The organism is Ruegeria sp. AK4 (genome assembly GCF_056541025.1).
The window spans coordinates 326289-352108 of record NZ_JBQFXS010000001.1 but is presented as its reverse complement, the minus strand read 5'-3'; the positions used below and the strand labels follow the sequence as shown (position 1 = coordinate 352108).

At 60.4% G+C, this 25820-nt stretch carries 33 protein-coding genes and 1 tRNA gene; 20 read left to right on the top strand and 14 right to left on the bottom strand.

Annotated elements, in window-relative coordinates; translation table 11 throughout:
* The first annotated feature begins 1 nt into the window (after position 1).
* Genes ACR0EZ_RS01540 through ACR0EZ_RS01530 form a run of 3 tightly spaced genes read left to right on the top strand, consistent with a single transcriptional unit; the run spans position 2 to position 2766 of the window.
* Positions 2-1375 carry an L-serine ammonia-lyase gene (locus ACR0EZ_RS01540; protein ID WP_480610066.1) on the top strand — a complete coding sequence of 458 codons (1374 nt, stop codon included), beginning with the start codon at positions 2-4 and terminating at the stop codon, positions 1373-1375.
* 21 nt (positions 1376-1396) lie between these two features.
* Positions 1397-1813 carry a GFA family protein gene (locus ACR0EZ_RS01535; RefSeq protein WP_480610064.1) on the top strand — a complete coding sequence of 139 codons (417 nt, stop codon included), beginning with the start codon at positions 1397-1399 and terminating at the stop codon, positions 1811-1813.
* Positions 1814-1851: 38 nt separating this feature from the next.
* The gene (locus ACR0EZ_RS01530) at positions 1852-2766 is read left to right on the top strand and encodes a DMT family transporter (RefSeq protein WP_480610062.1); all 915 of its coding nucleotides are present in this window, start codon (positions 1852-1854) and stop codon (positions 2764-2766) included.
* Here ACR0EZ_RS01530 and ACR0EZ_RS01525 read toward each other — a convergent pair.
* The gene (locus tag ACR0EZ_RS01525; RefSeq protein WP_480610060.1) at positions 2711-3418 is read right to left on the bottom strand and encodes a thiamine diphosphokinase; all 708 of its coding nucleotides are present in this window, start codon (positions 3416-3418) and stop codon (positions 2711-2713) included. The two genes, ACR0EZ_RS01530 and ACR0EZ_RS01525, sit on opposite strands and share 56 nt — an antisense overlap.
* 123 nt (positions 3419-3541) lie before the next feature.
* On the opposite strand from ACR0EZ_RS01525, the gene ACR0EZ_RS01520 reads away from it, so the two are divergent.
* Positions 3542-5155, top strand: coding sequence for a hypothetical protein (locus ACR0EZ_RS01520; RefSeq protein ID WP_480610059.1), 1614 nt, complete (start codon positions 3542-3544; stop codon positions 5153-5155).
* 80 nt (positions 5156-5235) lie between these two features.
* Here the strand turns inward: ACR0EZ_RS01520 and ACR0EZ_RS01515 are convergent, their stop codons facing one another.
* The 5 genes from ACR0EZ_RS01515 to nthA form a co-directional block, all read right to left on the bottom strand.
* On the bottom strand, positions 5236-5472 hold the full coding sequence (locus tag ACR0EZ_RS01515) for a DUF2842 domain-containing protein (RefSeq protein WP_480610057.1): 237 nt from the start codon (positions 5470-5472) through the stop codon (positions 5236-5238).
* Positions 5472-6767, bottom strand: coding sequence for an adenylosuccinate synthase (locus ACR0EZ_RS01510; protein ID WP_480610055.1), 1296 nt, complete (start codon positions 6765-6767; stop codon positions 5472-5474). Before ACR0EZ_RS01510 ends, ACR0EZ_RS01515 begins: the two co-directional genes overlap by 1 nt.
* A 315-nt stretch (positions 6768-7082) precedes the next feature.
* Positions 7083-7418 carry a nitrile hydratase accessory protein gene (locus ACR0EZ_RS01505; protein WP_480610053.1) on the bottom strand — a complete coding sequence of 112 codons (336 nt, stop codon included), beginning with the start codon at positions 7416-7418 and terminating at the stop codon, positions 7083-7085.
* Positions 7415-8092 carry a nitrile hydratase subunit beta gene (gene nthB, locus ACR0EZ_RS01500; protein WP_480610052.1) on the bottom strand — a complete coding sequence of 226 codons (678 nt, stop codon included), beginning with the start codon at positions 8090-8092 and terminating at the stop codon, positions 7415-7417. The genes ACR0EZ_RS01505 and nthB overlap by 4 nt, the downstream gene beginning before the upstream one ends.
* The gene (gene nthA, locus ACR0EZ_RS01495; RefSeq protein WP_480610050.1) at positions 8089-8703 is read right to left on the bottom strand and encodes a nitrile hydratase subunit alpha; all 615 of its coding nucleotides are present in this window, start codon (positions 8701-8703) and stop codon (positions 8089-8091) included. The genes nthB and nthA overlap by 4 nt, the downstream gene beginning before the upstream one ends.
* 150 nt (positions 8704-8853) lie before the next feature.
* Here nthA and secG point away from each other — a divergent pair, with 150 nt between their 5' ends.
* The 11 genes from secG to ACR0EZ_RS01440 all read left to right on the top strand — a co-directional run bounded on the left by secG (position 8854) and on the right by ACR0EZ_RS01440 (position 17415).
* Positions 8854-9219: a preprotein translocase subunit SecG gene (gene secG / locus ACR0EZ_RS01490; protein WP_480611124.1), complete on the top strand. Its 366-nt coding sequence runs from the start codon at positions 8854-8856 to the stop codon at positions 9217-9219.
* A 160-nt stretch (positions 9220-9379) separates the two neighbouring features.
* Complete coding sequence (locus ACR0EZ_RS01485; protein WP_480610048.1) at positions 9380-11023, top strand: CTP synthase; 1644 nt, start codon at positions 9380-9382, stop codon at positions 11021-11023.
* Positions 11024-11125: 102 nt separating this feature from the next.
* The gene (locus ACR0EZ_RS01480; RefSeq protein WP_480610046.1) at positions 11126-11902 is read left to right on the top strand and encodes an isocitrate lyase/PEP mutase family protein; all 777 of its coding nucleotides are present in this window, start codon (positions 11126-11128) and stop codon (positions 11900-11902) included.
* A 66-nt stretch (positions 11903-11968) separates the two neighbouring features.
* Positions 11969-12262 (top strand): DUF1330 domain-containing protein, encoded by a 294-nt coding sequence (locus ACR0EZ_RS01475; protein WP_480610045.1) that lies wholly within the window; start codon positions 11969-11971, stop codon positions 12260-12262.
* A gap of 41 nt (positions 12263-12303) precedes the next feature.
* The gene (locus ACR0EZ_RS01470) at positions 12304-12753 is read left to right on the top strand and encodes a tellurite resistance TerB family protein (protein ID WP_480610043.1); all 450 of its coding nucleotides are present in this window, start codon (positions 12304-12306) and stop codon (positions 12751-12753) included.
* Between the two features lie 20 nt (positions 12754-12773).
* Complete coding sequence (locus ACR0EZ_RS01465; RefSeq protein ID WP_480610041.1) at positions 12774-13211, top strand: tellurite resistance TerB family protein; 438 nt, start codon at positions 12774-12776, stop codon at positions 13209-13211.
* Positions 13208-13954, top strand: a complete 747-nt coding sequence (locus tag ACR0EZ_RS01460) for a phosphate/phosphite/phosphonate ABC transporter substrate-binding protein (protein ID WP_480610039.1) — start codon at positions 13208-13210, stop codon at positions 13952-13954. Before ACR0EZ_RS01465 ends, ACR0EZ_RS01460 begins: the two co-directional genes overlap by 4 nt.
* Before the next feature lie 131 nt (positions 13955-14085).
* Positions 14086-14862, top strand: a complete 777-nt coding sequence (locus ACR0EZ_RS01455; RefSeq protein WP_480610037.1) for an ABC transporter ATP-binding protein — start codon at positions 14086-14088, stop codon at positions 14860-14862.
* Positions 14863-14893: 31 nt separating this feature from the next.
* Positions 14894-15643 (top strand): transporter substrate-binding domain-containing protein, encoded by a 750-nt coding sequence (locus ACR0EZ_RS01450; protein WP_480610035.1) that lies wholly within the window; start codon positions 14894-14896, stop codon positions 15641-15643.
* Between the two features lie 81 nt (positions 15644-15724).
* Positions 15725-16612 carry an ABC transporter permease gene (locus ACR0EZ_RS01445; protein WP_480610033.1) on the top strand — a complete coding sequence of 296 codons (888 nt, stop codon included), beginning with the start codon at positions 15725-15727 and terminating at the stop codon, positions 16610-16612.
* Positions 16609-17415: an ABC transporter permease gene (locus ACR0EZ_RS01440; protein ID WP_480610031.1), complete on the top strand. Its 807-nt coding sequence runs from the start codon at positions 16609-16611 to the stop codon at positions 17413-17415. Before ACR0EZ_RS01445 ends, ACR0EZ_RS01440 begins: the two co-directional genes overlap by 4 nt.
* 70 nt (positions 17416-17485) lie before the next feature.
* Here ACR0EZ_RS01440 and ACR0EZ_RS01435 read toward each other — a convergent pair.
* Positions 17486-17562: transfer RNA gene (locus ACR0EZ_RS01435), tRNA-His, on the bottom strand.
* Positions 17563-17610: 48 nt separating this feature from the next.
* The gene (locus ACR0EZ_RS01430; protein ID WP_480610030.1) at positions 17611-18093 is read right to left on the bottom strand and encodes an N-acetyltransferase family protein; all 483 of its coding nucleotides are present in this window, start codon (positions 18091-18093) and stop codon (positions 17611-17613) included.
* A 77-nt stretch (positions 18094-18170) separates the two neighbouring features.
* Between ACR0EZ_RS01430 and ACR0EZ_RS01425 the strand changes: the two genes are divergently transcribed.
* Complete coding sequence (locus ACR0EZ_RS01425; protein WP_480610029.1) at positions 18171-18359, top strand: DUF6324 family protein; 189 nt, start codon at positions 18171-18173, stop codon at positions 18357-18359.
* Positions 18360-18365: 6 nt separating this feature from the next.
* On the opposite strand, the gene ACR0EZ_RS01420 is transcribed toward ACR0EZ_RS01425, so the two are convergent.
* A complete protein-coding gene (locus ACR0EZ_RS01420) occupies positions 18366-18797 on the bottom strand; it encodes an MmcB family DNA repair protein (protein WP_480610027.1) in 432 nt (143 codons plus the stop codon).
* Between the two features lie 114 nt (positions 18798-18911).
* Here ACR0EZ_RS01420 and ACR0EZ_RS01415 point away from each other — a divergent pair, with 114 nt between their 5' ends.
* Both ACR0EZ_RS01415 and ACR0EZ_RS01410 read left to right on the top strand, forming a co-directional pair.
* Complete coding sequence (locus ACR0EZ_RS01415; RefSeq protein WP_480610025.1) at positions 18912-19232, top strand: ArsR/SmtB family transcription factor; 321 nt, start codon at positions 18912-18914, stop codon at positions 19230-19232.
* Positions 19229-19654 carry an SRPBCC family protein gene (locus tag ACR0EZ_RS01410; protein ID WP_480610023.1) on the top strand — a complete coding sequence of 142 codons (426 nt, stop codon included), beginning with the start codon at positions 19229-19231 and terminating at the stop codon, positions 19652-19654. Before ACR0EZ_RS01415 ends, ACR0EZ_RS01410 begins: the two co-directional genes overlap by 4 nt.
* A gap of 226 nt (positions 19655-19880) precedes the next feature.
* On the opposite strand, the gene ACR0EZ_RS01405 is transcribed toward ACR0EZ_RS01410, so the two are convergent.
* Genes ACR0EZ_RS01405 through ribB form a run of 4 tightly spaced genes read right to left on the bottom strand, consistent with a single transcriptional unit; the run spans position 19881 to position 22395 of the window.
* The gene (locus tag ACR0EZ_RS01405) at positions 19881-20186 is read right to left on the bottom strand and encodes a hypothetical protein (protein WP_480610022.1); all 306 of its coding nucleotides are present in this window, start codon (positions 20184-20186) and stop codon (positions 19881-19883) included.
* 54 nt (positions 20187-20240) lie between these two features.
* Positions 20241-20723: a transcription antitermination factor NusB gene (nusB, locus tag ACR0EZ_RS01400; protein ID WP_480610020.1), complete on the bottom strand. Its 483-nt coding sequence runs from the start codon at positions 20721-20723 to the stop codon at positions 20241-20243.
* Positions 20720-21271, bottom strand: a complete 552-nt coding sequence (locus tag ACR0EZ_RS01395; RefSeq protein ID WP_480610018.1) for a 6,7-dimethyl-8-ribityllumazine synthase — start codon at positions 21269-21271, stop codon at positions 20720-20722. The genes nusB and ACR0EZ_RS01395 overlap by 4 nt, the downstream gene beginning before the upstream one ends.
* Positions 21272-21273: 2 nt before the next feature.
* Positions 21274-22395: a 3,4-dihydroxy-2-butanone-4-phosphate synthase gene (gene ribB / locus ACR0EZ_RS01390; RefSeq protein WP_480610017.1), complete on the bottom strand. Its 1122-nt coding sequence runs from the start codon at positions 22393-22395 to the stop codon at positions 21274-21276.
* 260 nt (positions 22396-22655) lie between these two features.
* Here ribB and ACR0EZ_RS01385 point away from each other — a divergent pair, with 260 nt between their 5' ends.
* Entirely contained in the window at positions 22656-23711 is a 1056-nt protein-coding gene (locus ACR0EZ_RS01385) for a phosphatase PAP2 family protein (RefSeq protein ID WP_480610016.1), read from the top strand.
* Between the two features lie 3 nt (positions 23712-23714).
* On the opposite strand, the gene ACR0EZ_RS01380 is transcribed toward ACR0EZ_RS01385, so the two are convergent.
* Complete coding sequence (locus tag ACR0EZ_RS01380) at positions 23715-24302, bottom strand: riboflavin synthase (protein ID WP_480610014.1); 588 nt, start codon at positions 24300-24302, stop codon at positions 23715-23717.
* A gap of 135 nt (positions 24303-24437) precedes the next feature.
* Between ACR0EZ_RS01380 and ACR0EZ_RS01375 the strand changes: the two genes are divergently transcribed.
* On the top strand, positions 24438-25736 hold the full coding sequence (locus ACR0EZ_RS01375; RefSeq protein ID WP_480610012.1) for a capsule biosynthesis protein: 1299 nt from the start codon (positions 24438-24440) through the stop codon (positions 25734-25736).
* The last annotated feature ends 84 nt before the right edge of the window (positions 25737-25820 follow it).

The window sequence follows — 25820 nt, the reverse complement described above, 5'->3', positions numbered from 1 at the left end:
TATGTTCCTCTCTGTCTTCGATATGTTCAAAGTGGGCATCGGCCCGTCTTCGTCGCACACTATGGGTCCGATGGTCGCCGCCGCTCGGTTTTTGGATATGATGCGCGCCTCGCCCTTTGATTTCGTAGGTGTGCGCGGATCGCTGCACGGCTCGCTGGCCTTTACCGGCGTGGGTCACGCGACCGACCGGGCGACCATTCTGGGGCTCGCCGGTTTCGTTCCGGACACCTACGACAATGACAAGGCCGAGGCCGCGCTTGCCGCAATCGCGGAAACGCACACGGTCACGCCCGAAGGTTTGCCGACCCTGAAATTCGACCCCAAGGCGGATCTGGTCTTTGATTACGACCACAACCTGCCCGGCCATGCCAACGGGATGATCCTGATGGCCACCGACGCGCAGGGCGATGTCATCCTGCGGCAGGTTTTCTATTCCATCGGCGGCGGCTTTGTTCTGACCGAAGAGGAACTGGCCGAAGGCAAAGCGACCGAAGAAGGCGACCCCGTTCCCTTCCCCTTCAAATCCGCGATCGAGATGCTGGACATGGCCAAAGCCAGCGGCAAGAGCATCGCCGCGATGAAGCGCGAAAATGAAATCGCGCGGGGCTGTCCGGTGAGCTTTGCCAAGGGCTCGGCCCGGCTGTGGCAGGTAATGAACGACTGTATCGAACGCGGCCTGACCACCGACGGCATCCTGCCCGGGGGCCTGAAAGTGCGCCGCCGGGCCAAGGGCATCTACGATGCGCTGATTGCCGAGCGCGGCATGAACCTGACCGCGCCGCACACCATCAACGATTGGATGAGCGTTTACGCCATGGCAGTGAATGAGGAAAACGCCGCTGGCGGTCAGGTCGTCACCGCGCCCACCAACGGCGCGGCGGGGGTGCTGCCTGCGGTGCTGCGCTATTACCTCGACCATGTTCCCGGCGCATCCGAAAGCCATATCGAGGATTTCCTGCTGACCGCCGCCGCCATTGGCGGGTTGGTGAAGTACAACGCCTCGATCTCGGGTGCCGAAGCGGGCTGTCAGGCCGAGGTCGGCAGCGCCTCGGCCATGGCCGCCGCCGGGCTTTGCGCGGTGATGGGCGGCACACCCGAGCAGGTCGAGAACGCAGCCGAGATCGCGTTGGAGCACCATCTGGGCATGACCTGCGATCCCGTAGCCGGCCTTGTGCAGGTGCCCTGTATTGAACGCAACGGGCTGGGCGCGATCAAGGCGGTCTCGGCAGCGTCACTGGCGCTGCGCGGCGACGGGCAGCACTTTGTGCCTCTGGACGCGGTGATCGAAACCATGCGCCAGACCGGTCACGACATGCACGAGAGGTACAAGGAGACCTCGCTGGGCGGTCTGGCCGTGAACATACCGAACTGCTGACGCCACGAAGGAGGAGGTGATATGCGCGGACATTGTTTATGCGGGAAAGTCCGGTTCGAAATAGATCCTCCGGCCCTGTCCTGCGTCACCTGCCATTGCGACGGCTGCCGCCGTCAATGCGCGGCCCCGATGACCACCTATTTCGGCGTGCGCGACGGCCAGTGGCGCTGGACCGGCGAGGAACCCAAACGCTTCAACTCCTCCCCCGGTGTCGAGCGCAGCTTCTGCCCCAATTGCGGCACGCCGATTTCGTTCCGCTCGACCAAGATGTCGGATGTGCTGCACCTGTATGTGGCGCTACTGGAAAATCCGGAAGCGTTGCAGCCGACCCTGCACGTGGCGCATGAGGAAAAGCTGAACTGGCTGCGCCTTGATGACGATCTGCCCACCTGTATCGGCCCGGATTACACCAAGGTTCAGCCGCTTCCCGAAACCTGACCTTTTCAGCACGACGCCAAGCCGCTAGCGTCGCGCCCATGACCCATGATCGCCCGGTTTTCGGCATCGTTCTGATGCTTGGCTTTTGCGTGCTCGCACCGCTGGCCGACGCTGTGGCCAAACTGCTGGGCGAGACCACGCCGCTGGGCCTGCTGGTTCTGGTGCGGTTTGCCGTTCAGGCGCTGATCCTGATCCCGCTGGTCGCGCTGACCGGACGCCCCTGGCGCATGCGTGGGCGTATCCTGCGGCTGGCCGTGATCCGCACCCTTCTGCACATCATCGGCATCACCGCGATGTTCAGCGCTTTGCAGTTCCTGCCCCTGGCCGATGCGATTGCCATCGCCTTTGTGATGCCCTTCATCATGCTGCTGCTGGGCCGCTATGTGCTGGGCGAAGAGGTCGGCACCAGTCGGTTGCTGGCCTGTATCGTGGGGTTCATCGGCACTCTGCTGGTGATCCAGCCCAGCTTTGCCGAAGTTGGCTGGCCTGCGCTGTTTCCACTGATCGTTGCGGTGGACTTTGCCCTGTTCATGCTGGTCACGCGCCAGATCGCGAAAGAGACCGATCCTGTTTCCCTGCAGGCCGTCTCGGGCGTCTTTGCCACGGCCTTGCTGCTGCCGATGATGGCGTTTGGCACACAGGCCGGTATCTGGGAGCTTTCGGTGATCCTGCCGCAAGGCAACGCGCATTGGCTGATGCTGACGATCGGCATTCTGGGCACCGTCGCGCATTTGCTGATGACGTGGTCGCTGCGCTACGCGCCATCGGCCACGCTAGCCCCGATGCAATACCTGGAAATCCCGATCGCCACCCTGTTTGGCTGGATCATCTTCCACGACTTGCCGGACGGGCTGGCGGCGCTGGGTATCCTGATCACCATCGCCGCCGGGCTCTACGTCATTCTGCGTGAGAGGGCCACCGCCCGGTCCGCCCCGACAGAAAAACGCGCATAACCTGGTCCAGCGCATCCCGGGGCACCATCACCAGCAATCCGGGCCCATCCACCTGTAGCTCAACCGCGCCCAGCGCCCGGTTCGACGTGCCCACTCGCCCGTCAGGTTTCAGAATCAGATCATCTATCGGCCATTCCAACCCCCGGCTGCGCCCTGTGACCTTGGCGAGCGGAAACAGAGAAACCACATCACCGGCTGAAAGATTAATCGCAATCGACGGTGGTGCATGGAACACAACCTCATGCGCGCCCAGCAGGACGCAGGGATGCGCGCACCGTGTGACCAGCGTGTTCAGAACCGCCAATTGGTGATCCAGACGCTGCCCCAGAAACCCTGCCCCCAACACCAAAGGGGCCTGAACGCTGCGCAGCGCCTTGTCAAAATCCGTGCTGTCCTGCTCATGGATCGGAAACAGCCTGTCTTCGGGGATCTTGTCCTGCACATCTTGGTTCAGCGAATCGAAATCGCCGATAACCGCGTCCGGAATCCTCCCCGAATCGACCAAAACAGCCGCGCCACCATCGGCCGCAACCACGGAACTGACGCGATTCAGCACCAGATTCAGGTCGTCAGACCCGATTTGCCCCCCTCCAAACAGCCCAATTGGGCCGGATGACCGCACAATTGGCTTATTTTTTCTAAGATTGATCATTTTTCCCGGATTTGGACACATTCAGACCACAAAATGATAGGTTCATGCAGAAAGTTCTGAGCCAATGCGTGCGCCCTGTCCCGGGCAAGTTGGCTCTCGTAGTTTGTAGAGGACGTGCGTCTGATGGTACAGAATAACAAGGTATTGACCGTTTCCTATGGAACCTTCTCCTGCACATTGGAAGGATTCGACGATTCCTTTGAGACGATGAAAGCCATTGCCGAGTATTTCCGCGATCTCGCTGCCGAAGATCGCTACTTCGGCTCCGAGCCGCCTCAGCCAGATGCCGAAATGCTGACCCGTATCGCGCGGCGCGACCAGAACCAGCAGGTTGAAGCACGCCAGAGCGAATCCGGCCTGCTGCTGCGCGCAACCGAAGCCCCTCAGACCCAAGCGACCGAAAATGTGGCACAGCCTGCGGCCCCGACCCCCGAACCGCAGGCGGATATGTCCGCCCCCCTCTACGTAGACGCTGAGCCTGTCGAAGATACCCCCCCTCCGGCAGCCGACAGCATTGCCGCCAAGCTGCAGCGCATTCGGGCTGTCGTTTCCCACTCGACAGATAGCGCGAGCGGCTATTCCGAGGAAGAGGATACCGGCCTTCTGGGCGACACGCCCGAACCGGTCGACGCGGTTGCATTGGCCTTTGAGGCCGGCGCGCTCAGCGCGCAGGACTTTGAGCCTGAACACCAGGAAGAGCCTGCGCCTATGGCCGAAGCTGCAGCCCCCGAAAAAGATTTCGCGTCCGTCACTGAACCTGCAGAAGATCTTGCCCCCGTTTCAGCCCCCGAACTGGAGGAAGACGCATCGGAAGAGACCACCCCAGAGGATGCGCTATTCTCGGATCTGGACGATGCCGCCGAACAGGTCGATGAAGAGGACGAAATCACCAATATCCTGAGCGTGGACGAGGCTGAGGAAACCGATGAGACTGAGGAGACCACCGCCGAGGCCGCTTCGGATGACATCGCCGACGATACAGCACCAGCGGCGCTGACCGCCGAAGACGAAAGCGGCCTGCTGAGCGAGATCGACGAGATTGAAACCGAACTGTCCGATCAACTGGCCGAGACAAAGACCGATGAAGTAGCGTCCGATCTGGACGTGTCACGTCTGATGGACGAAGCCGACGCGCAGATGGACGATCCGTCCACCAGCGGCACGCGCGACACCTATTCACATCTGCGCACTGCCGTTGCCGCGACCGAGGCCGAAGGCAACGCAGACGCGAATGCGAAATCGGCGGATCAGGATTATCGCGGCGATCTGGCGTCGGTGGTTAGCCCCCGCCGCCCGGAAATTCAAGTGACCAGCATGCGTCCTGAATCCGATAACGCGGCCCCGTTGAAACTGGTCGCGGAACAGCGCATCGACGATCGGGAAGCCCAGACCGGCCCGGTGACGCCGCGCCGCGTTACCGCCGAGCATGACGAGGCCGCCTCGGAAGAAAGCGGCTTTGCACAGTTCGCGCAGGATCAGGGCGCGCAGTCGCTGCCTGATCTGCTGGAAGCTGCAGCCGCTTATCTGTCCTTCATCGAGGGTCAGGAAAAATTCTCGCGCCCGCAGCTGATGAACAAGGTTCGCTCGCTCAAGCAGGACGAGTTCAATCGCGAAGAAAGCCTGCGCACTTTTGGGCAGCTGCTGCGTGATGGGAAAATCGAAAAAGCGGGCGGAGGGCGCTTTGCCGCCTCAAGCCTGATCGGGTTCCGCCCCGATGACGAACGCGCCGTCGGCTAAAAGCTGAGAGAGAGACAAAGAAAGGGCCGGTTTCATCCCCGGCCCTTTTGTTATGGCACTCAGCCGTCAGCATCCTGTCCTCAGGACTGGTCCGGGTCTTCCTTACCGACGCCCCGGAACACGAACTTGAACGGAAGCACCCACAAAATGCCAAGGCCGATGTAAACCAGCAGTTCCAGCCAAATTGGCGGGCGGTCCAGCCAATTTACCACCGTCACTACCGCAACGATATATAGCGGCAGCCCGACCAGCAGGATCACCAGCGACCAGCGGCGGCGCGCCTTGTAGCTGAGGCCCGGTTTCTGATCGCCACTCATCAGTCGGCAAACGGGTCAGTCACCAGGATGGTGTCGTCCCGCTCCGGGCTGGTGGACAAAAGCGCGACGGGGCATTCGATCAGTTCTTCGACCCGGCGCACGTATTTAATGGCGTTTGCAGGAAGATCCGCCCAACTGCGCGCGCCTTCGGTGGATTCGCTCCAACCCGGCAGCTCTTCGTAGACGGGTGTGCAACGCGCCTGCTGATCGGCCGCCGTTGGCAGATAGTCCAGGCGCTCCCCATCCAGCTCATAGCCAGTGCAGATTTTCAGCGTTTCGAACCCGTCCAGAACATCCAGCTTGGTCAGTGAAATTCCGTTGACCCCGCTGGTCGCACAGGTCTGGCGCACCAGACAGGCATCGAACCAGCCACAACGCCGCTTGCGGCCCGTGGTTGTCCCGAACTCATGCCCGCGCTCGCCCAGCCGCTGACCATCGGCATCGTCCAGTTCGGTCGGGAACGGCCCTTCGCCAACGCGCGTGGTATAGGCTTTGACAATGCCCAACACAAAATCAATCGAGCCCGGCCCAATTCCGACACCGGTAGCCGCCTGCCCCGCGATCACGTTGGACGAGGTCACAAAGGGATAAGTGCCGAAATCAATATCCAGCAGCGCGCCCTGCGCCCCTTCGAACAGAATACGCTTACCCGCCTTGCGCTTTTCGTTCAGCACCTTCCAGACCGGGGCTGCAAACGGCAGAATTTCCGCAGCGATATCCTTCAACTGCGCGACCAGCGCGTCCCGGTCAACCGGAGCGATCCCCAGCCCTTTGCGCAACGGATCGTGATGCTGCAAAGCACGGTCCACGCGCGCTTCAAGCGTTGCTTGATCCGCCAAATCCGCCACGCGAACCGAGCGGCGACCCACTTTATCCTCATAAGCCGGGCCAATGCCGCGCCCGGTGGTGCCGATCTTGGTGCCCTTGCTGGCAGCCTCTTCCCGCGCGCGGTCCAACTCTCCGTGGATCGGCAATATCAGCGGTGTGTTTTCTGCGATCATCAGCGTCTCGGGCGAGATATCGACACCCTGAGCCCGGATCGTGGCGATCTCTTTGATCAAGTGCCAGGGGTCCAGAACCACGCCGTTGCCGATAACGCTCAGCTTACCGCCGCGCACGACACCGGATGGCAATGCGTGCAGCTTGTAAACCTCACCGTCAATCACCAGCGTATGTCCGGCATTATGCCCGCCCTGAAAACGCGCGATTACATCCGCCCGCTCGCTGAGCCAGTCGACGATCTTGCCTTTTCCCTCGTCACCCCATTGGGCGCCGACAACAACCACGTTGGCCATATCCGGTCCTTTTACGCTGAGTATTCAAACCCGGCTCGTATAGCGAGGCTCAGACGGCAGGGAAACCGATATTTCGCCGCAGCGGGAAATCGCGCTACCGCGCGATGCCTCCGGCGGGGATATTTTTAGCCAGATGAAGAAGGGATCCGCTCTCCGACCAATACGCCGGAGAGCTTCACCTGGCGCGGTCATCGGCGTCCCCGCCTGTACCGCCCGTTCTTCATCAAACAAAATGGTTAAGGATCCGTTTCTTCATCTGGCCAAAAATATCCCGGGGGAGTCGCCCGGAACGGGCGGCGGGGGCAACGCCCCCTGCTACGGTTCGGGTAAGCGCACAGGTTGGCCGTGGGGGGTTGTCAGATAAGCCTGCTCCCAATCCGCTTGCAGGCCATTCACTTCCTCGGTCTTGGCTTCACCGTTCTCGGCCAGCAGACCTTCCAGCGTCTCAAGCCAGGCCCGGAAATAGTCTTCCCCGCCATCCAGCTCTTTTCCCAGACCGTGGCGCTTCAACGTGGCAGAGAAGCGGTCCGCCCAGTCTGCCCACCCAAAACGCCCCGCTTCGTTCAGGGCAACGGTCACTGCGAAAACCTGCGCGTGCCAGGGTTCGGCAAAGGCAGGCTCGGGGGCGCTGTGGGTCTGGCAGCCGGTCATAGCGACTCCAGATAGCTTTGCCACAGATCCAGCACTACCTCGTCCTTTGGGTGTTCCGGGTTCGCCCACAGTTCTGAGGCCGGAAATGCAACTGCGTAAAGCGGCTCGGGAGCCTCGCCCAAACCATGGGCGTTGGAATCGGGTAAGACATGTGTCCCATGCAGTCTGAGGATGCGCCCCCTTGCCCCTGATGCGTAAACCGGCAGGCGGGTGTGCCCGCCATCGACAAACCGGTTGCCCGGCGCGCGGGTTGTACGGACCTGTTGCCCGACCTCGAACTTCGCGGCAATGTTTGAGGGCCGGTTTGCCGGTCCTCCTCTGGCCAATGCGCTTGCCACCGCCTCGGCTTTGAGAACGCGATCTGCCAGTGGGTGCGGGTCGTTCGTCTGTGCCCCGCGAAGATCATCCCGGGTCAGCACGCCGTTTTCGACCAGCAGGTTGGCGAGGCCCGAAATCCATTTCTCGTAGTAGGAAAATCGGGCGTAATCCTTAGGCGACAGCCGCTCGCGCGCGTGTCGTTTAACATCGATGTTCCACTGCCTCAAAGAATCCGCGGCTACCGTCACCGCCAAAGCGCGCGCGTGCCAGTCTTCGGCAAAGACGGGATCATCCTCGGCTTCGGGATTGATCGGACCGTCACCGAACCGCCCGCCCATATCATGGACCCGAGTCATGATGGAGCCCCCGGCAAACCGGTGCCGATCATGCTGTCGCGGGTGACCAGCGCGGCCAGTTCATCCTCGCTCAGGCCCTCTGTACCCTCAGGACGCATTGGCAGGACGAGGTAGCGCATCTCGGCGGTCGAATCCCAGACGCGGACTGAGGTCTCATCTGGCAAAGTCACACCGAACTCGGCCAGCACCTTGCGCGGCTCGCGCACGGCACGGGCGCGGTAAGCGTCGGATTTGTACCAGCCCGGCGGAATACCCAGCAGCGGCCACGGGTAGCAACTGCATAAGGTACAAACGACCATGTTGTGCTGGTCCGGCGTGTTTTCGACGACCACCATATGTTCGCCCTGCCTGCCATAGTAGCCAAGATCGGCAACCACCGGCGTCGCGTCGGCAAGCAGCGCGGCTTTGAAATCAGGATCGCTCCACGCCCTGGCAACCACGCGGGCTCCGTTCTGCGGCCCGATCTTGTTCTGATAGGTGTCGATAATCTCATCCAGAGCCGCCGGATCGATCAGCCCTTTGCGGGTCAAAATCGTCTCAAGCGCTTTGACGCGAAGCGCGGGCTCGGGCGGCAACAGGGCATGCGGGTCGTCGTGATTGTCATGAGGCATGAGCGCAGCCTGCGTCACGGGGTCCCGCCCTGTCCAGTCCCTTTGCCGTGATCTGCCACATCAGCGTTTGTGATGCCAACTCCTCCCTTGCCCCCGGAAGCAAACTTGCATAAGTACCACGCGATACACGCCACGCTGTACGGGACACCCATGGAAAACGTCGTTCTCATCATCCATCTTCTTCTGGCTTTGGGCCTGATCGCCGTCGTTTTGATGCAGCGGTCCGAAGGTGGCGGCCTTGGCATGGGCGGCGGCGGTGGCGGGGCCATGACCGGCCGTGCGGCGGCGACCGCTTTGGGCAAGGTCACATGGGTTCTGGCGGCCTGCTTTATCGTCACCTCCGTCACGCTGACGATTCTGGCGGCTCAGAAGTCCGCGAGCGGCTCGGTGCTTGATCGCTATAGCCCGTCGGAGACAACCCAGACTGAGGAAAGCACCCCGGCAGTTCCATCGGCGGATGATCTTCTGCCACCGGCACAGGGCGACAACGCGCCGCTGATCCCGCAGGCCGACTGATACACAAAACCTAGAAACCTGAAAGAGAACTGCAACAGCATCTTGCGGTTCTCTTGCGCTTTTGGCGCGAATCCTTTATACGTGAAGTCCCGTGATGCAGCGGTTTTTTCAAGCCGCCGGGCAGCTGATTATGACGTCTCACGGGAGCAGCCGAAAAACTATGGCGCGATTTATTTTCATCACTGGTGGTGTGGTTTCGTCCTTGGGCAAGGGACTGGCCTCGGCGGCTTTGGGCGCGCTGTTGCAGGCCCGGGGATACTCGGTACGTCTGCGCAAGCTGGACCCCTATCTGAACGTCGATCCCGGCACCATGTCACCGTTCGAACATGGCGAGGTTTTCGTCACCGATGACGGGGCCGAAACCGATCTGGACCTTGGCCATTATGAACGCTTCACCGGTGTGGCTGCCCGCAAAACCGACTCGGTCAGTTCGGGGCGGATTTATTCCAACGTGCTGGAGAAGGAACGCCGCGGTGACTACCTGGGCAAGACCATTCAGGTGATCCCGCACGTCACCAACGAGATCAAGGATTTCATCGCCATTGGTGAGGATGAGGTCGATTTCATGCTGTGTGAGATCGGCGGCACTGTCGGCGATATCGAAGGCCTGCCCTTCTTTGAGGCCATCCGTCAGTTCAGCCAGGACAAGCCGCGCGGTCAGTGCCTGTTCATGCACCTGACGCTGCTGCCCTATATCAAGGCCTCGGGCGAGTTGAAAACCAAGCCGACCCAGCACTCGGTCAAGGAATTGCGGTCGATCGGTCTGGCCCCGGATATTCTGGTCTGCCGCTCCGAGGGTCCGATTCCGGAGAAGGAACGTGAAAAGCTGGCGCTGTTCTGTAACGTGCGCCCCGACAGCGTGATTGCTGCGCAGGACCTCAGCACCATCTATGACGCCCCGCTGGCCTATCACAAGGAAGGTCTGGATCAGGCGGTTTTGGACGCGTTCCAGATCAGCCCGGCCCCCAAGCCCGATCTGGCCAAATGGGAAGATGTCAGCGACCGCATCCACAACGCCGAAGGCGAAGTGAAGGTCGCCATCGTCGGCAAATACACCCAGTTGGAAGACGCCTATAAGTCGATTGCCGAAGCGTTGACCCATGGCGGCATGGCCAACCGGGTCAAGGTCAAGATCGAATGGGTCGATGCCGAGGTATTCGACACCGAAGACGCTGCCCCTTATCTGGAAGGCTTCCACGCCATCCTCGTTCCCGGCGGGTTTGGCGAGCGCGGCACCGAGGGCAAGATCAAGGCCGCTCAATATGCGCGCGAGCATAAGGTGCCCTATCTGGGCATCTGTCTGGGGATGCAGATGGCCGTGATCGAAGCCGCCCGGAACGCCGCTGGAATTGCCGAAGCAGGTTCCGAGGAGTTTGACCACGAAGCCGGGAAAAAGCGTTTTGAGCCGGTGGTTTACCACCTCAAGGAATGGGTTCAGGGCAACCACAAGGTTGAACGCAAAGTCGGCGACGACAAGGGCGGCACCATGCGTTTGGGCGCGTACAACGCGGTTCTGGCCGAGGGGTCAAAGGTCGCCGACGTCTATGGCGGCACCCAGATCGAAGAGCGCCACCGTCACCGGTACGAGGTCGACATCAAATATCGCGACAAGCTGGAAAAGGCGGGTCTGAATTTCTCGGGCATGTCGCCGGATGGCCGGTTGCCCGAGATTGTCGAATGGTCGGATCATCCGTGGTTCATCGGGGTTCAGTACCACCCCGAATTGAAATCCAAACCGTTCGAACCCCACCCCCTGTTCCGCGAGTTCGTGCGCGCAGCGAAAGACACCTCGCGCCTGGTCTGATCACGGACCGATACCGGTATTGTACCAGTCGGCGCGAAACATCTTTACGCGCCGGCGATTTGCACGGTTAACTGCCGCCATAGCAGCGACAGGAGGCCAGCCATGACCAATCAAGCAACCCAGGCGGAACAGTTTGCAGCCCTGCACAAGAAGGGCGATCCGTTTGTCCTGTTCAATATCTGGGACGCAGGCAGTGCTGCCGCAGTGGCCGATGGCGGGGCGCAGGCGATTGCAACCGGCAGCGCGCCCGTCGCGATGGCGCAGGGCTATGCCGATGGTCAGAATATCCCGATGGATATCGCGCTGGCGAACGCAAAGCGGATCGTGGATGCCGTCGATGTGCCCGTCACGCTGGATTTTGAAGGCGGCTATGCCGAAGACGTGCTGGGCATCGCCAGCAACGTCCAGCAGGCGCTCCAAACCGGTGTCGTCGGTTTCAACTTCGAGGACCAGATCGTCGGCACCAAGGACCTTTACGATATCGAAACGCAGGCCGCCCGGGTCGCGGCGATGCGCGAAGGCTGCGATGCAGCGGGTATCCCGGCCTTTATCAACGCCCGCACCGATATCTTCCTGAAAGCCGCGCCCGATACGCATGACAACACCATGCTGGATGACGCAATCGCCCGCGCCAAAGCCTATGCCGATGCCGGGGCCAGTGGATTTTTCGCGCCGGGCCTGAGGGATGAGGCGATGATCAAAAGCCTCTGCGCGGAAACGGACCTGCCGGTGAACATCATCGCTCTGCCCGGCACCCCCGAAACCCCGCATCTGGCAGAGCTTGGCGTGGCCCGTGTAAGCTATGGGCCGGTTCCCTACAGGCAGATGCTGCAATGGCTGAGCGAACAGGCCAAGGCCGCCATCGGTTGGGCAGGCTGAACGCGGGATTGCAATTCGCGCGAAATCTGATCAACCTGCCCGTGTGACCGAGCAGGAGAACACCCCGTGACCAAAGGATACTGGGTTGCCCATGTCGATATCGACGATATGGACGCGTATAAAAACTACATCGCTGCCAACGCCGAACCCTTTGCCGCATACGGCGCAAAGTTCCTGGTGCGCGGCGGTGCGCACCAGATCAAGGAAGGCTCATCCAGATCGCGGACAGTGGTGATCGAGTTTCCCAGCTACGAAGACGCCCTCGCCTGTTACGAAAGTGACGGCTATCAAAAGGCCAAGGATATCCGCACGCCCGTCTCGATGGGCGATCTTGTGATCATCCAGGGCTATGACGGGTAGCCTTGCTTGGCGCTGTTGAAAATAAGGACTAACCTAGGCTCATGCTGAAAAAATTCCTTCAGGCGTTTCGCCCGCCGCAACATGATCACCTGCCCGACCCGGATGCCGAACTGGCACTGGGTGCTTTGATGGTGCGCGTGGCACAGGCGGATCGGGATTACAAGCTGGAAGAGATCAGCCTGATCGACCGAATCCTCGCGCGTTTGTACCAGCACAACGCGATCGAGGCCGCCAAGGTGCGCGCCACCTGCGAAAAGCTGCACGCGGCCGCCCCGGAAACCGATACGTTCGGCAAGCTGATCCGCGAGACCACCGACCTGAAAGAACGTCTGGCCGCGCTGGATGCCTTGTGGGAGGTCGTGCTGGCCGACGGCCACTCGAATGAAGGCGAAATCAAGATCGTCGAGGAAGCCCGCGCCGCGATGGGACTGAGTTACAACGACAGTCAGGCGGCACGCGAGCGGGTGCAAAGCCGCTTGGAAGCCAGCTAAGCCGGGTCTATATCTCAGTCATGTTCAGCGATTTCCTGTCCCGGCTCACGCAGCCTCAGCCCGACCCGCTTGCCGATGACGATGCCCGACTGGCCCTGACGGCCCTTCTGGTGCGCATTGCCCGCTCTGACAACGACTATGCCGATACCGAGATGGCCCGAATCGACAAGATTTCCGCCGAACGCTACGGCCTGTCTCCTTTCGAGGCTGCAGGACTGCGCGCCAAAGCCGAGGATCTTGAGGCCGAGGCGCCCGATACCGTCCGCTTCACCCGCGCCATCAAGGAAGCTGTGGCCTATGACGACCGGCTGGCCGTCGTGCAGGCGATGTGGTCGGTTGCTTTGGCCGACGGGCACCGGACCGGGGAAGAGGATTCGCTGCTGCGGCTGGTGGTCAGCCTGCTGGGGGTCAGCGATGTCGATTCGGCGCTGGCCCGGCAAAAGGCCGCCAAATCGTGATCGCAATGCTGGGCATGTACGACATGCCCGCCATACAGCCCGCGAATGATCGGTTCTGGACATCGATTCGCACCCATCTGGGCTTTGGCCCGTCGCTTCTGACCCGCGATGGAAACGTCTGGGACATCTGGCAGAGCCCTAATCTTGTCTTCGCCCAAACCTGCGGCATGCCGTACCGAACCCGTCTGCACGGCAAGGTGCAACTGGTCGGCACACCGGATTATGGGCTAGAGGGTTGCCCGCCGGGGTATTATTGCTCGGTCTTCGTGGCCCGGCGCGAGGATGAACGGGACTTGCCCGACCTTGCCCAAGGCGTTTTCGCGTATAACGAAGCGCTGTCGCAATCCGGATGGGCTGCGCCGGTCACGCATCTGTCGAAGCTGGGGCTGACACCAAAGACCGCTCTGGAAACCGGCGGGCACGCCTTGTCGGCGCAGGCGGTAGCCGAAAAGCGCGCCGATTTTGCCTCGCTGGATGCGCTGACCTGGATGATGCTGAAAGAGTTTACCGATCTGGGCCACGAACTGCGCGAAGTCGCCAGTACCGAGCCGACGCCGACGCTGCCTTACATCACCGCCCCCGGCCAGGACACGGCTCGGGTTGCCGAGGCGGTCTGCGCAGCCATTGGCGACCTGTCCGATGCGGATCGCGCGGCGTTGCACATCCGGGGGCTGATCGACATACCAGCCGACCGATATCTGGCCGTTCCGACCCCACCGCCACCACAAGCGCCAGACCCGTAGCACTGACCATTTTGACGACGACGTCTGGTCAATTTGAGCCTTTCATCGCCCGATTCTACCTTTTGCGCATTGCATTGCGCTGAATTTTCAGCCCTAGTACCGCACCAACAGCACCAACAACCGGACCGCCCGTGACAGACACCGCTCCCGTTATCGAGATTAAGAACCTTCACAAAAGCTTCGGACGTCTCGAAGTGCTGAAAGGGGTGGATATCACCGCCCATCGGGGCGACGTCGTTTCGCTGATCGGCTCATCCGGCTCGGGGAAATCGACGCTGCTGCGCTGCTGCAACCTTCTGGAAGACAGTCAGGAGGGCGAGATTCTGTTCAAAGGCGAACCGGTGCACTGGACCGGTGCGGGCCACCACCGCCGCCCCGCCGACGCCAAACAGGTTCTGCGCATCCGCACCAACCTGTCGATGGTGTTTCAGCAGTTCAACCTTTGGGCCCACATGACCATCCTGCAAAACGTGATGGAGGCACCCGTCACCGTGCTTGGCCGCGACAGGGCCGAAGTTGAAGACAGCGCCCGTAAGTATCTGGAAAAAGTGGGAATTGGCGACAAGTGTGACGTCTACCCGGCGCAATTGTCCGGCGGCCAGCAGCAGCGCGCGGCGATTGCCCGCGGTCTGTGCATGGAACCCGAGGCGCTGTTGTTCGACGAGCCGACCTCGGCCCTGGACCCGGAACTGGAACAGGAAGTGATCAGGGTGATCAAGGATCTGGCCGCCGAAGGCCGCACCATGATCATCGTGACCCATGACATGAAAATGGCGGCCGATATCTCGAGCCATGTCGTGTTCCTGCATCAGGGCCTGATCGAAGAGGAAGGCACACCCGAAGACATCTTCACGTCCCCTGAATCCCAGCGACTTAGGGGCTTTCTATCCGCCACAAAGGCGGCATAACTTCAGGACAGAACCAATAAGGGGAGTACACATGAAAAACCTGATTCTGACCACCACAGCACTGGCGCTGACCGCCGGTATGGCCATGGCCGACACCGTGCGCATGGGCACCGAGGGTGCCTACCCTCCGTACAACTTCATCAACGATGCCGGTGAAATCGACGGTTTCGAGCGTGAACTGGGCGATGAGCTGTGCAAGCGCGCCAGCCTGGAGTGCGAGTGGGTCAAGAACGACTGGGATTCGATCATTCCGAACCTGGTTTCGGGCAACTACGACACCATCATCGCGGGCATGTCCATCACCGATGAGCGTGACGAGGTTATCGACTTTACCCAGAACTATTTCCCGCCGGCCGCATCGGCCTATGTCGCGGCCTCGGACGGCGTCGATGTGACAAGCGGGATCGTTGCTGCCCAGACCGCAACCATTCAGGCCGGTCACGTGGCTGAAAGCGGTGCGACTCTGGTAGAATTCGCGACGCCGGAAGAAACCATCGCCGCCGTGCGCAACGGCGAAGCGGATGCGGTTCTTGCCGACAAGGACTTCCTTGTTCCGATCGTCGAGGAATCGGGCGGCGAACTGGTTTTTGTCGGTGATGACGTCCCGCTGGGCGGCGGCATCGGTATGGGCATTCGCGAAAGCGACAGTGAACTGCGCGGCAAGTTCGACGAGGCGATCACCTCGATGAAGGCCGACGGAAGCCTTAACGAGATACTGGTCAAATGGTTCGGCGAAGGCATCGGCACCTTCAACGCCGACGGCACAGTCGTTACCAACTAATCCGCACTAACGGGGGCGGCGCAGCCAACGCGCCGGCCCCACCCCGGCTTTTGGCCGGGACCGACGTTCGAAAGACGCCCCATGTTTTCCTATTGCGCTGACCCTGACACGCTTGGAACGTTCCGATGGTTTTCCTGCTATCTGACCAACGGCGTCCACTGGTCGTTCTATCTGTCCTTTCTCAAAGTCCTCGGGCTGCTGGCCATCACCGCCCCCGTCGCACTGAGTTTCGGGTTTGCGGGCGCAATGGCCGCCCGGTCGCATTTCCCGCCTCTGAGCTGGCTGGGCAAGGGATACATCGCCATCGTGCGCGGCGTGCCGGACATCGCTTTCTTCCTGTTTTTCGTGATCGCGCTGGATCAGGCCTTTGAATGGACACGCCATCAGGTCATGTGCCCGGAATGGACGGATCCGGTCCGACAGGGCAATGACTTTATCGTCTGTCAGGCCGCCAAGCTGCCGCTGGGCAGCGCGCCCGAATGGGTGCATGAGACCTACGGGTTCTTCCTTGCGATCGTCACTTTCTCGATTGTTTTCGGGGCCTTCGCGGCCAACGTTCTGTTCGGAGGCATGCGCGCCGTCCCCCATGCGCAGCTGGAAACAGCCGAGGCCTACGGCATGACCCGCCGGCAGACTTTCTGGCGCGTTCTGGTGCCGCAGATGTGGGTCTATGCCCTGCCCGGCCTCAGCAACCTGTGGATGGTCCTGATCAAGGCCACGCCGCTGCTGTTCCTGCTGGGGATCGAGGATATCGTCTATTGGGCCCGCGAACTGGGCGGCACCAAGACGTCCCGCTTTACCGACTACCCGCATGGCGACTGGCGCATGTGGTACTTCCTGTTCCTGCTGGTCTTCTACCTTGGCATGACCCGTGTTTCGGAAATCGGTCTCGAACGCCTGATGCGCAAACTGTCCCACGGACAGGCCACATCCGGCGGTGAGCTGCTGCGCAAGGAGACCACGGCATGAGTTGCCTCCAGACCATTCAGGACTATGGCCTGCGCTCCATCGGGATCGGTGAACGTCTGCTGCCCAAAACCGACTTCACCCTGTGCGAGCATTTCACGCTGATCGGCTCGGGCATGATCTGGAACATCTATTTCGGTCTCATGGCCATGATGACCGGCTTCTTCCTGGCGACCGCTCTGGCCGTTGGCAAGGCGTCCCCGAATAAATGGCTGCGCAAACCGGCCGAGTGGTTCATCTTTCTGTTCCGGGGCTCGCCGCTGTTCATCCAGTTCTTCTTTGCCTATTTCTTCTTCCTGTCGTTGAAGAAGCCTTATCCGATGTTCGACGCCCTGACCTCGGCCTGGCTGGGGGCGCTGATCGTCCTGTTCCTGAACACGGCAGCCTATTCGGGTGAGATCTTCTATGGCGCGCTGCGCTCGATCCCCAAGGGCGATATCGAGGCCGCCGACGCCTATGGCATGTCCGGCTGGTCCCGCTTCCGGCGCATCATCTGGCCCACCATGCTGCGGCTGGCCTGGCCCGCCTACACGAACGAGGCGATCTTTGTGTTCCAGTCCACCACGCTTGTCTTTTTCTCGGCCTTCCCGGCCTGGCAGCAACGGGGCGACGCGCTGTATTATGCCAGCTATTTCGCCGACAAGACGTTCAACCCGTTTGTCCCCTACCCGATTCTGGCGTTTTATTTCATCATGCTGACGCTGGTGATCGTCTGGACCTTTGGCGTGATCAACAAGCGACTGAACCGGCATTTGCCGGTCGCAAAACAGGCCAAGATGAAGTTCCGACTGAACCTGGCGCGCTGAGTTTCAGCGCGTCCGGCGCGCAATCAAAGCACAAGATTCTGCTTTCTAACGAAGATCGATTTGGGAGAGATGGTACCGCCTCCCTGGCTTGAACAGGGGACCTCTGGATCCACAATCCAGCGCTCTAACCAACTGAGCTAAGGCGGCACTTAGTAGGGGGCGATGTACCGAACGCGCCCACGGAATGCAAGGGGATTAAAGCCGAATTTTCCAGCTTTGTTCGACAAGATCGACCCCAAAGGAATGCACCGGTTTGCTGTCCAGCAACCGCCAGCCATTTGCCCGATATAACGCACAGGCCGCCTTGTGGCTTTCATGCGTCCAGAGTGAAATGTCCCGGTATCCCGCAGAGCGGGCAAACGCGGTCAGCGTGTCCAGCATCCGTTTGCCCAGCCCCAATCCGCGCGCCTCGGGCACCAGCAGAAACAGCCGCAGCTTTGCGGTCTGTTCATCCAAGGCGACGCAAAAGATGCTGCCCAGCCGTTGCCCTGCCCGTTCGGCTATCCAGCCCCGTTCGCGCGAGGGGTCGTGATCCGCGATGAAATCGTCCAGAACACGCGCCACAAGCGGGGCGAAACTGTCGTCAAACCCCTCGTCCAGCGCGTAGAGCGTGTCGTGCTGTTCGACCAGCCAGGGGGCGTCGTCAGGGTGAAAAGGTCTCAGAACAACGTCTTCCATGGCTTATCTGTCCACAATGGCGGCTTGATTCTCAACCGTCCCCGCGCTAGCACAAACGCTCACTCCCGGAGGCGCATATGGGCATTAACACCGAACGCGATATTCAAGCGAACCTGCAGATCGGTCCGACCGATCAGGGCATGGTGCGGCTGTTCATTGAGGCCGACGGCGTCGAAGTTCCGATGGATTTCGACCCCGAGGAAGCCGAGGAAATCGCAGACGAGATTCGTGCCGCCGCCCACGCGGCCCGGGCTGTCAAAGGCTAGCCTGCCTCAGATCCTTGGATCCCGCAGCGCCTGCAGCCTGCGTGCGGCATCGGTTGCAAACTTCTGAATCATCTTCTTGCGCCGCGCCGGAGCAACCTTGTCTTCCGGGGCCATGCGGATGATCTCGGCATCGTAAGCGTCAGCGATGATCAGGCCGGTTTCGTCCGGCAACAGGTCGGTCGGAAACTCGGTATCGACGGCCCAGAAGAATCGGTCACACCATTCTAGATAGCCCTGCCACTTGGAATCCGACTGGTAATCGGCCCGGCTGGATTTGCATTCGATCACCCACAGTTCCCCCTTTGGGCCCAGCCCCATGACATCCACCCGCAGACCGCGTGCGGGCACAAATTCCTCAACAGACACAAAGCCATGCGCGCTCAGATGGCGTGCCACGCCACGCGCAAGTTTTTGTCCCGGTTGCAGATCCAATGTCATATGTGAAATGTGAACAATTCGTGAACAAATGTAAAGCGCCTCAAATAACTTGACATGATACCATATGGTACTTCATTTATATGATACCAAATGGTATCTCGTTTGAGGTTACATATGCAGAACCAAACCCAGAACGCGTTTCGCGCGCTCGCCGACCCCACCCGCCGGGACATCGTGCAGTTGCTTGCAGCGCAGGACATGACAATCGGGCAACTTACCGACCGGTTCGACATGACCCGCGCGGCTGTAAAAAAGCATCTGACCGTGCTGTCCGATGGCGGCCTGATCACGGTCGAGGCGCGCGGCAGAGAACGCATCAACCGACTTGAACCACAGGGGATGGCCCCGGTGCTGGACTGGCTTCGTTACTTCGACCAGTTCTGGGATGATCGCCTTAACTCTCTTAAGGAAGCTGTTGAAAGGAAAAAGAAATGACCAATGCCGTTTTGCAAAAAACCATTTTTCTCAGGGCCGAGCCCGAGACCGTGTGGGCCTATCTGACCGACCCGGACCGGCTGGCCGAGTGGTTCCACAAGCCCGAGCGCCCGCTGGCCAAGGGTCAAAAGCTCGAGATGTTCGGAACAACAAGCGGCGATCTGCTGATCTGGGGCGAAGTGCTGGAGGCGCGCCCGCCGGAATATCTGGAATATACATTCACCGTAAAGCCGATGGGCAACGCCGTCAGCACCGTGAAATGGACGCTGGAACCGGTCCCTGGCGGTACGCGTCTGGGATTGCTGCACGAAGGTCTGCCACAGGGGGCCGAGGCCTTTGGCCTGATCCTTTCGCTGGATGATGGCTGGGATGAGCACTTTGGCAAGATGCGCAAAGCCCTGCACGAAACAGTTGATGCCTGACCCCCAATGAACCCCTTGTGCAAACCCGCCGCACACCCTACTTAGGCCCGTGGCGGGTTCTGCCCTTCTTGTGATTGGTAGCATTCTGGTGGCCTTAAGCAATTCCGAGGGGGCTGGCTCTGTTCAGGTCCTGGCCTGATTACCTGGCGCCCACCTGTACATACAGGTCCTCGGGAATCACACCGCACGGTTGACTGGTGGTCCCGCCACATTTTCTCTTGAAAACTCAGCGCTCGGCGCGCGCGTCCTGTTTGGCAAGCGCGGGCTTGAAGCTGTGCACAACGGGCGAGCCACGCCCCGGTCCGCCGGGCTTTTCGGCCATGCTCATGATTTTATAGGCAAACTGGACCCCGGCGAAGACGATCCCGTTCATGAACCAGATCATCACCAGCGCGATCAGCCCCACATCCGAACCCGTGATCAATTCGCGCAGGTTGGCCACGTTCAAGGCCAGCAGCACGCCCACAAACACAGCCGAGATGACGAAACCCCAGGCAACCTGAGTGATATAGAGTCGGACGAGTTTGGGCATGGGGACCTCCTTGCGCTTTTATATGCTAGCGCACGCCCCCCTGCGGTAAAGGCGTCAGAATGCCTCGGGCTGGGCCTCGCGCGCCATGTGGTCCAGCACGGCGTTGACGAATTTGGGCTCTTTGCCCTCGGGGAAGAAGGCGCGCGCCACGTCGACGAATTCGGTGATCACAACCTTGGGCGGCGTGTCGCTTTGGGTCAGTTCGGCCCCTGCGGCGCGGAAGGCAGCACGCAGGGTCGGGTCAATGCGTGCGATGGGCCATTTCGCGACCAGAGCACGGTCGGTCATCTGGTCGATCGGGGCCTGATAGTTCACGGCGTCTTCGACCAGCTTGCGGAACAGGCGGATATCGCCGTCCAGCATCTCTTCGCCCTCATAGACAGCCCCAAACCGGTGATCCAGAAACTCGGCCACAACCGCTTCGGTCGTCTGGCCCGATTGCTCCATCTGGAACAGCGCCTGCACGGCATATAGCCGGGCGGCGGATTTCATCAGGCGTTTCTGGTTGGCCGGTTTCGGCGCGTCTGTCTGGGTCATGCTGTCGTGGGTCCGTTGCTGTCGCCCGCCACAAGGATGGACTCGGACGGCGGCTTGAAGCCCACGCCCTTTTGCGAAGAGCCCCACTTACGGCTCAGCGCGATCAGATGCAAGGCCGCAGCGGCCGCTCCGCCGCCTTTATTCATCTTTTCCGGGTTCGCACGGACTTCGGCCTGTTCGTCATTCTCGACCGTCAGGATGCCGTTGCCGATGCACAGCCCTTGCAGGCCCATCAACTGGATGGCGCGGCTTGAGTCGTTGCACACCGTTTCGTAATGCGTCGTTTCGCCCCGGATAACGCAACCCAACGCGACGTATCCGTCGAAATTGCACTGACGGTCCGCCATGGCGATGGCCGTAGGAATCTCCAGCGCACCCGGAACTTCGACCACTTCACAGGTGCCGCCCGCCGCTTCGATCTCGGCCTTAGCGCCAGCGATCAGGTTGTCGGCAATCGCGCGGTAGAACGGGGCGGCCACGATCAGCAGCTTCACCGGCTTGTCGAATTCGGGCGTCGGCAGGATGCCGTGTTTGTCTTGTTCAGCCACGATCAGTCTTCCTTGAGAATGGACCGGGTGCCGACGATGGACAGGCCAAAGGCGTCGAGCCCCAGATATACGGTTTCAGGCGAGTCGGTCAGCAGCACAAGCTCCTGAATACCCAGCTTGGACAGTATCTGCGCGCCCAGACCGGTTTGCTTGATGGTACGCGGTCCCTCCTCCTCGACCGCATAGAGCGAGTTGCGCGGCTGGCGGAACAGGCAGACAACACCGCGCCCTTCCTCGGCAATCTTCTCCATCGCGCGCGGCAATTCGCGTGAGGACTTCGGGCCAAGGCCCAGAATATCGGGGGCTTCGTGCAACGCGTGCGTGCGGATCAGCACCGGATCGGGCGTGGTGATATCGCCCTTGATCATGACCACATGTTCGATGCCATGGGTCTGATCGGTGAAAATCCGCATTTCCCAATCGCCGCCATATTCCGAGGTGACGGTTTCCCGAGACGTCTCAACCACCAGATTGTCATTGCGCGACCGGTAAGCAATCAGGTCGCTGATCGTGCCGATCTTCATGTTGTGTTCTTTGGCGAATTCCACCAGATCGGGGAGCCGCGCCATGGTGCCGTCGGGCTTCATGATCTCGCAGATCACCCCTGCCGGGTTCAGCCCTGCAAGGCGCGAGATATCCACGGCAGCCTCGGTATGGCCTGCACGCACCAGCACCCCGCCCCGTTTGGCGCGCAGCGGGAAAACGTGCCCCGGCGTAGCGATGTGCGCCATCGTGTTCTGCTCGTTGATTGCGGTCGCCACCGTCAGCGCGCGGTCGGCAGCGGAGATCCCGGTGCTGACGCCCTCACGCGCCTCGATGGACACCGTGAACGCGGTCTCGTGGCGCGACGAATTGTTCACGGCCATCATCGGCAGGCCCAGCATGTCGATCCGCTCAGCCGTCATCGGCAGACAGATCAGCCCGCGCCCGTGGGTGGCCATGAAATTGATCGCCTCGGCATCGGCAAACTCGGCCGCAATCACAAGATCGCCTTCGTTTTCTCGATCCTCATGGTCGACCAGAATGTACATCCGGCCTTTGCGCGCGTCTTCGATGATCTCTTCGATCGGGCTGATCGCGTTGCGCAGTTGGGCCTCAACCGGACCGGGGGTTTCAAAGCTCATGGAGCAGCCTTTCGCAGGAGCATAATTTCACAGCGGGATAAACCACTGTGGGTGCAAACGCCAGCCCGCAACCGGGAAGAATGTGTCTGGCAGACCGGTTGGATCACGCCGGTTTTGCGTCGTGATTGTCCACCCTCGCCGAACATACCGGTTCGCTTAATTCGTTTTGTCCACAAATCGCCGCATTCAAGCCCTCGGATAGCCCCAGATTCAAACCAATCAGGTCTCTGAGCTTTGACCCACCCAAGAGACTCGCGCAAATGGCATATTCTTCAGGTGTAACGACCTCGGCCCCCTATGCGTCAGGGGTGATCAGACGGAACCGACTGCTGCTGTCCATCGTCCTGTTGCATTTACTCTGCGGAATCGGGGTCAGCGTCTATCTGGGCACGTCTTTCTGGTCCTCGACAGCGCCGAAGATTCTGGTGGCCTTCAAAACCCTGTCCATGTTCATCGCCGCCAATTTCCTGCTGTGGCGGCTGGGTGTTGCCGTGTTCAAGGTCAAACCCAAACGGCCCATTCAATGGATGATCGCCGATATCCGGTCGATTTTGTCGAACGGCACACAGGTCTCGGATGCCCTCGCCGGAGTATTCTGCGTCCTGATCCTGATCATCACTTTCACCTATCTCAAGGAAGCGATACCGCTGCTTAACCCCTATTCCTGGGATGCGTTCTTTGCCCAGATGGACCGGGATATTCACGGCGGGTACGACGTCTGGGTACTGCTGCATCCCATTCTGGGATCGCCCTATGTCACAACGGCGGTCAGCTGGGCCTATCACGGGTGGTTTCTGCTGATCTACATGGCAGTTTGCCTGGCATGTCTGGACCGTCGGAACCCGACCAGAAGTGCAATATTCCTTGTCTCATTTGCCCTGTGCTGGTCCATCGGCGGCAACCTTCTGGCAACCGTTTTCGCGTCTGTCGGACCTGTCTATTATGAGATTTTCGGGTTCGGCGACACGTTCGTTCAGCAAATGGACCTGCTCCACCAGTCAAACGAAATCAGCCCGATCGGCGCGCTGGAATGGCATCAGGTCCTACTGGATGGGTACTTCAACGGAGGTTCCGTGCGCGGCATCTCTGCCATGCCCAGCATGCATGTGGCGACCAGCGTTCTTTTGGCCCTCTACGGCTTTGCCTACTCACGCTGGGCTGGTTGGGCCCTGACCGCTTTCACCGCATTAATCGTCTTAGGCTCGGTCCACCTTGCCTGGCACTACGCCGTTGACGGCTATGCCTCGATCATCCTGGCGCTTGTGATCTGGTGGCTGGCCAAAAAGCTCACCGCGCGATTTGGCTCCGTGACCTGAGGGTCAGGACATCTCGGCCAGACGGGCGACGTAGCGGGCCAGCGTATCGATCTCGAGGTTGACGCGGTCGCCCTTTGCCACACTGCCCCAGGTCGTGACCTCTTTGGTGTGGGGGATGAAGTTGATGCCGAAATCGCGCCCCTCAACATCGTTGACGGTCAGCGAGGTGCCGTTCAGCGCAACCGATCCTTTGGGCGCAATGAAGCGGGCCAGGTCTTTGGGTGCACGCAGGGTGACACGGGTGCTGTCGCCTTCGTCTTCGACCGCAACCACCTCGGCCACGCCATCGACGTGACCCGAGACGATGTGGCCGCCAAGTTCGTCGCCAACCTTCAACGCCCGCTCCAGATTGACACGGCTGCCCACGGTCCACGTATCCAGATTGGTCTTGGACACGGTCTCGGCGCTGATCTGAACGTCGTACCAGTCATCGCCCAACGCGATCACGGTCAGACACACCCCGTCGCTGGCAATGGACGCACCAATGTCAATTGAAGCCGTGTCATAGGCCGTCCTGATCCGTGCCCGCAGGTCGCCCTGCTGCTCCAATTCGGTGACAGTGCCCACGTCTGTGACGATCCCTGTAAACATCCCGTTAACCCTCAGCGCCTAGCCTCAACATCACCGCCGAGGTAAGCCCAAGCGCCCGCTCCGGCAAGCCCTTGCTTGCCGGATTGGGTCAGAACAGGCATAGTTTTGACAACAAAAACGTATACAGCAGTACAGATGCACCACACGCACACAGGCACGCAAAACCGGGTCTTCCTGTTCCTTCAGGGTCCGCATGGGCCTTTTTTCAGCGCGCTTGGGCGGATGCTGCGCACTTCGGGGGCGCAGGTGTGGCGCGTTGGCTTTAATGCTGGCGATCAGGCGTTCTGGTTTCACCGCAACAGCTACATCGCATTTCGGGGCACTCCTGACGACTGGCCGGACACCCTTGACGCTTTGATCACCGAAAAGGGTGTCACGGATATTGTGCTTTACGGCGATACACGCCCGATCCATGCGCGGGCGGTCGAGATTGCAAATACCCGAAACATCACCGTGCATGTGTTCGAAGAAGGATACCTGCGCCCTTGGTGGGTGACATACGAACGGGGTGGGTCGAACGGAAACTCACGCCTCATGTCCATGGATGTCGATCAGATGAGGCAGGCGCTGTCCTATTCCGATGCGGAAACACCGCTGCCGCCGTCCCATTGGGGGGACATGCGGCACCACATCTTCTACGGCGCGCTGTACCACTGGTTCGTAATGTTCCTGAACCATCGGTATCGCAACTTCCGCCCCCATCGGGAATTGCCGGTGTCGCGAGAATTTCGGCTGTATTTCAAAAGGCTGGCCCTGATGCCCGTTCACCGCATATCGCGCAGCTGGGCCACGGCACGGGTGCGTTGGGGTGGGTTCCCCTACCATTTGGCGCTGCTGCAGCTGGGCCATGACAGCTCGGTCCAGTCCCATTCCGACTATTCATGCATGAGCGAATTTCTGCAGCAGGTCATCGCCGGGTTCGCCGAAGGAGCCCCGCAGCATCACCGGCTGGTCATCAAAGAACACCCGCTGGAAAATCACCGCGAACCCCTGCGCCGCCTTGTACGCAATTTCGCGCGCCAACACGGCATTGCGGACAGGGTCCATTATGTGCCCGGTGGCAAGCTGGCCGGGCTGCTGAACGAGGCGCGCTCAGCCGTCACAATCAACTCAACCGCGGGCCAGCAGGTTCTGTGGCGCGGGATTCCGCTGCGTATTTTCGGCCGATCGGTCTATGACAAACCCGAATTTGTCTCGCAGCAGCCCATGGCATCGTTCTTTGCCAACCCGAAACCGCCCGACAACGATGCCTATCACTGCTATCGCCGGTTCCTGCTGGAAACCAGCCAGATTTCCGGGGGGTTTTATTCCCATAGGGGTCGGCGGCAATTGCTGCGGCATGTGACCGATATGGTTTTGCGGCACAGCGATCCCTATCAGACTGCTATTGAGGACAACGCGGCTATGACGCCACAGTTGAAAATCGTTGGGTGATTGCCGGTATCCATGGCTGGAAGTTACAGGCCAAAACCGGTAACCTGCCGCAAACAGAAAACTAAAACAAAAAAGACCGAGGAT

Excerpts from the sequence above, each read along its gene's own strand:
- ACR0EZ_RS01540 (WP_480610066.1), top strand. The coding sequence starts at position 2 with ATGTTCCTCTCTGTCTTCGATATGTTCAAAGTGGGCATCGGCCCGTCT.
- ACR0EZ_RS01535 (WP_480610064.1), top strand. The coding sequence starts at position 1,397 with ATGCGCGGACATTGTTTATGCGGGAAAGTCCGGTTCGAAATAGATCCT.
- ACR0EZ_RS01530 (WP_480610062.1), top strand. The coding sequence starts at position 1,852 with ATGACCCATGATCGCCCGGTTTTCGGCATCGTTCTGATGCTTGGCTTT.
- ACR0EZ_RS01525 (WP_480610060.1), bottom strand. The coding sequence starts at position 3,418 with ATGATCAATCTTAGAAAAAATAAGCCAATTGTGCGGTCATCCGGCCCA.
- ACR0EZ_RS01520 (WP_480610059.1), top strand. The coding sequence starts at position 3,542 with ATGGTACAGAATAACAAGGTATTGACCGTTTCCTATGGAACCTTCTCC.
- ACR0EZ_RS01515 (WP_480610057.1), bottom strand. The coding sequence starts at position 5,472 with ATGAGTGGCGATCAGAAACCGGGCCTCAGCTACAAGGCGCGCCGCCGC.
- ACR0EZ_RS01510 (WP_480610055.1), bottom strand. The coding sequence starts at position 6,767 with ATGGCCAACGTGGTTGTTGTCGGCGCCCAATGGGGTGACGAGGGAAAA.
- ACR0EZ_RS01505 (WP_480610053.1), bottom strand. The coding sequence starts at position 7,418 with ATGACCGGCTGCCAGACCCACAGCGCCCCCGAGCCTGCCTTTGCCGAA.
- nthB (WP_480610052.1), bottom strand. The coding sequence starts at position 8,092 with ATGACTCGGGTCCATGATATGGGCGGGCGGTTCGGTGACGGTCCGATC.
- nthA (WP_480610050.1), bottom strand. The coding sequence starts at position 8,703 with ATGCCTCATGACAATCACGACGACCCGCATGCCCTGTTGCCGCCCGAG.
- secG (WP_480611124.1), top strand. The coding sequence starts at position 8,854 with ATGGAAAACGTCGTTCTCATCATCCATCTTCTTCTGGCTTTGGGCCTG.
- ACR0EZ_RS01485 (WP_480610048.1), top strand. The coding sequence starts at position 9,380 with ATGGCGCGATTTATTTTCATCACTGGTGGTGTGGTTTCGTCCTTGGGC.
- ACR0EZ_RS01480 (WP_480610046.1), top strand. The coding sequence starts at position 11,126 with ATGACCAATCAAGCAACCCAGGCGGAACAGTTTGCAGCCCTGCACAAG.
- ACR0EZ_RS01470 (WP_480610043.1), top strand. The coding sequence starts at position 12,304 with ATGCTGAAAAAATTCCTTCAGGCGTTTCGCCCGCCGCAACATGATCAC.
- ACR0EZ_RS01465 (WP_480610041.1), top strand. The coding sequence starts at position 12,774 with ATGTTCAGCGATTTCCTGTCCCGGCTCACGCAGCCTCAGCCCGACCCG.
- ACR0EZ_RS01450 (WP_480610035.1), top strand. The coding sequence starts at position 14,894 with ATGAAAAACCTGATTCTGACCACCACAGCACTGGCGCTGACCGCCGGT.
- ACR0EZ_RS01445 (WP_480610033.1), top strand. The coding sequence starts at position 15,725 with ATGTTTTCCTATTGCGCTGACCCTGACACGCTTGGAACGTTCCGATGG.
- ACR0EZ_RS01440 (WP_480610031.1), top strand. The coding sequence starts at position 16,609 with ATGAGTTGCCTCCAGACCATTCAGGACTATGGCCTGCGCTCCATCGGG.
- ACR0EZ_RS01430 (WP_480610030.1), bottom strand. The coding sequence starts at position 18,093 with ATGGAAGACGTTGTTCTGAGACCTTTTCACCCTGACGACGCCCCCTGG.
- ACR0EZ_RS01425 (WP_480610029.1), top strand. The coding sequence starts at position 18,171 with ATGGGCATTAACACCGAACGCGATATTCAAGCGAACCTGCAGATCGGT.
- ACR0EZ_RS01420 (WP_480610027.1), bottom strand. The coding sequence starts at position 18,797 with ATGACATTGGATCTGCAACCGGGACAAAAACTTGCGCGTGGCGTGGCA.
- ACR0EZ_RS01415 (WP_480610025.1), top strand. The coding sequence starts at position 18,912 with ATGCAGAACCAAACCCAGAACGCGTTTCGCGCGCTCGCCGACCCCACC.
- ACR0EZ_RS01410 (WP_480610023.1), top strand. The coding sequence starts at position 19,229 with ATGACCAATGCCGTTTTGCAAAAAACCATTTTTCTCAGGGCCGAGCCC.
- ACR0EZ_RS01405 (WP_480610022.1), bottom strand. The coding sequence starts at position 20,186 with ATGCCCAAACTCGTCCGACTCTATATCACTCAGGTTGCCTGGGGTTTC.
- nusB (WP_480610020.1), bottom strand. The coding sequence starts at position 20,723 with ATGACCCAGACAGACGCGCCGAAACCGGCCAACCAGAAACGCCTGATG.
- ribB (WP_480610017.1), bottom strand. The coding sequence starts at position 22,395 with ATGAGCTTTGAAACCCCCGGTCCGGTTGAGGCCCAACTGCGCAACGCG.
- ACR0EZ_RS01385 (WP_480610016.1), top strand. The coding sequence starts at position 22,656 with ATGGCATATTCTTCAGGTGTAACGACCTCGGCCCCCTATGCGTCAGGG.
- ACR0EZ_RS01380 (WP_480610014.1), bottom strand. The coding sequence starts at position 24,302 with ATGTTTACAGGGATCGTCACAGACGTGGGCACTGTCACCGAATTGGAG.
- ACR0EZ_RS01375 (WP_480610012.1), top strand. The coding sequence starts at position 24,438 with ATGCACCACACGCACACAGGCACGCAAAACCGGGTCTTCCTGTTCCTT.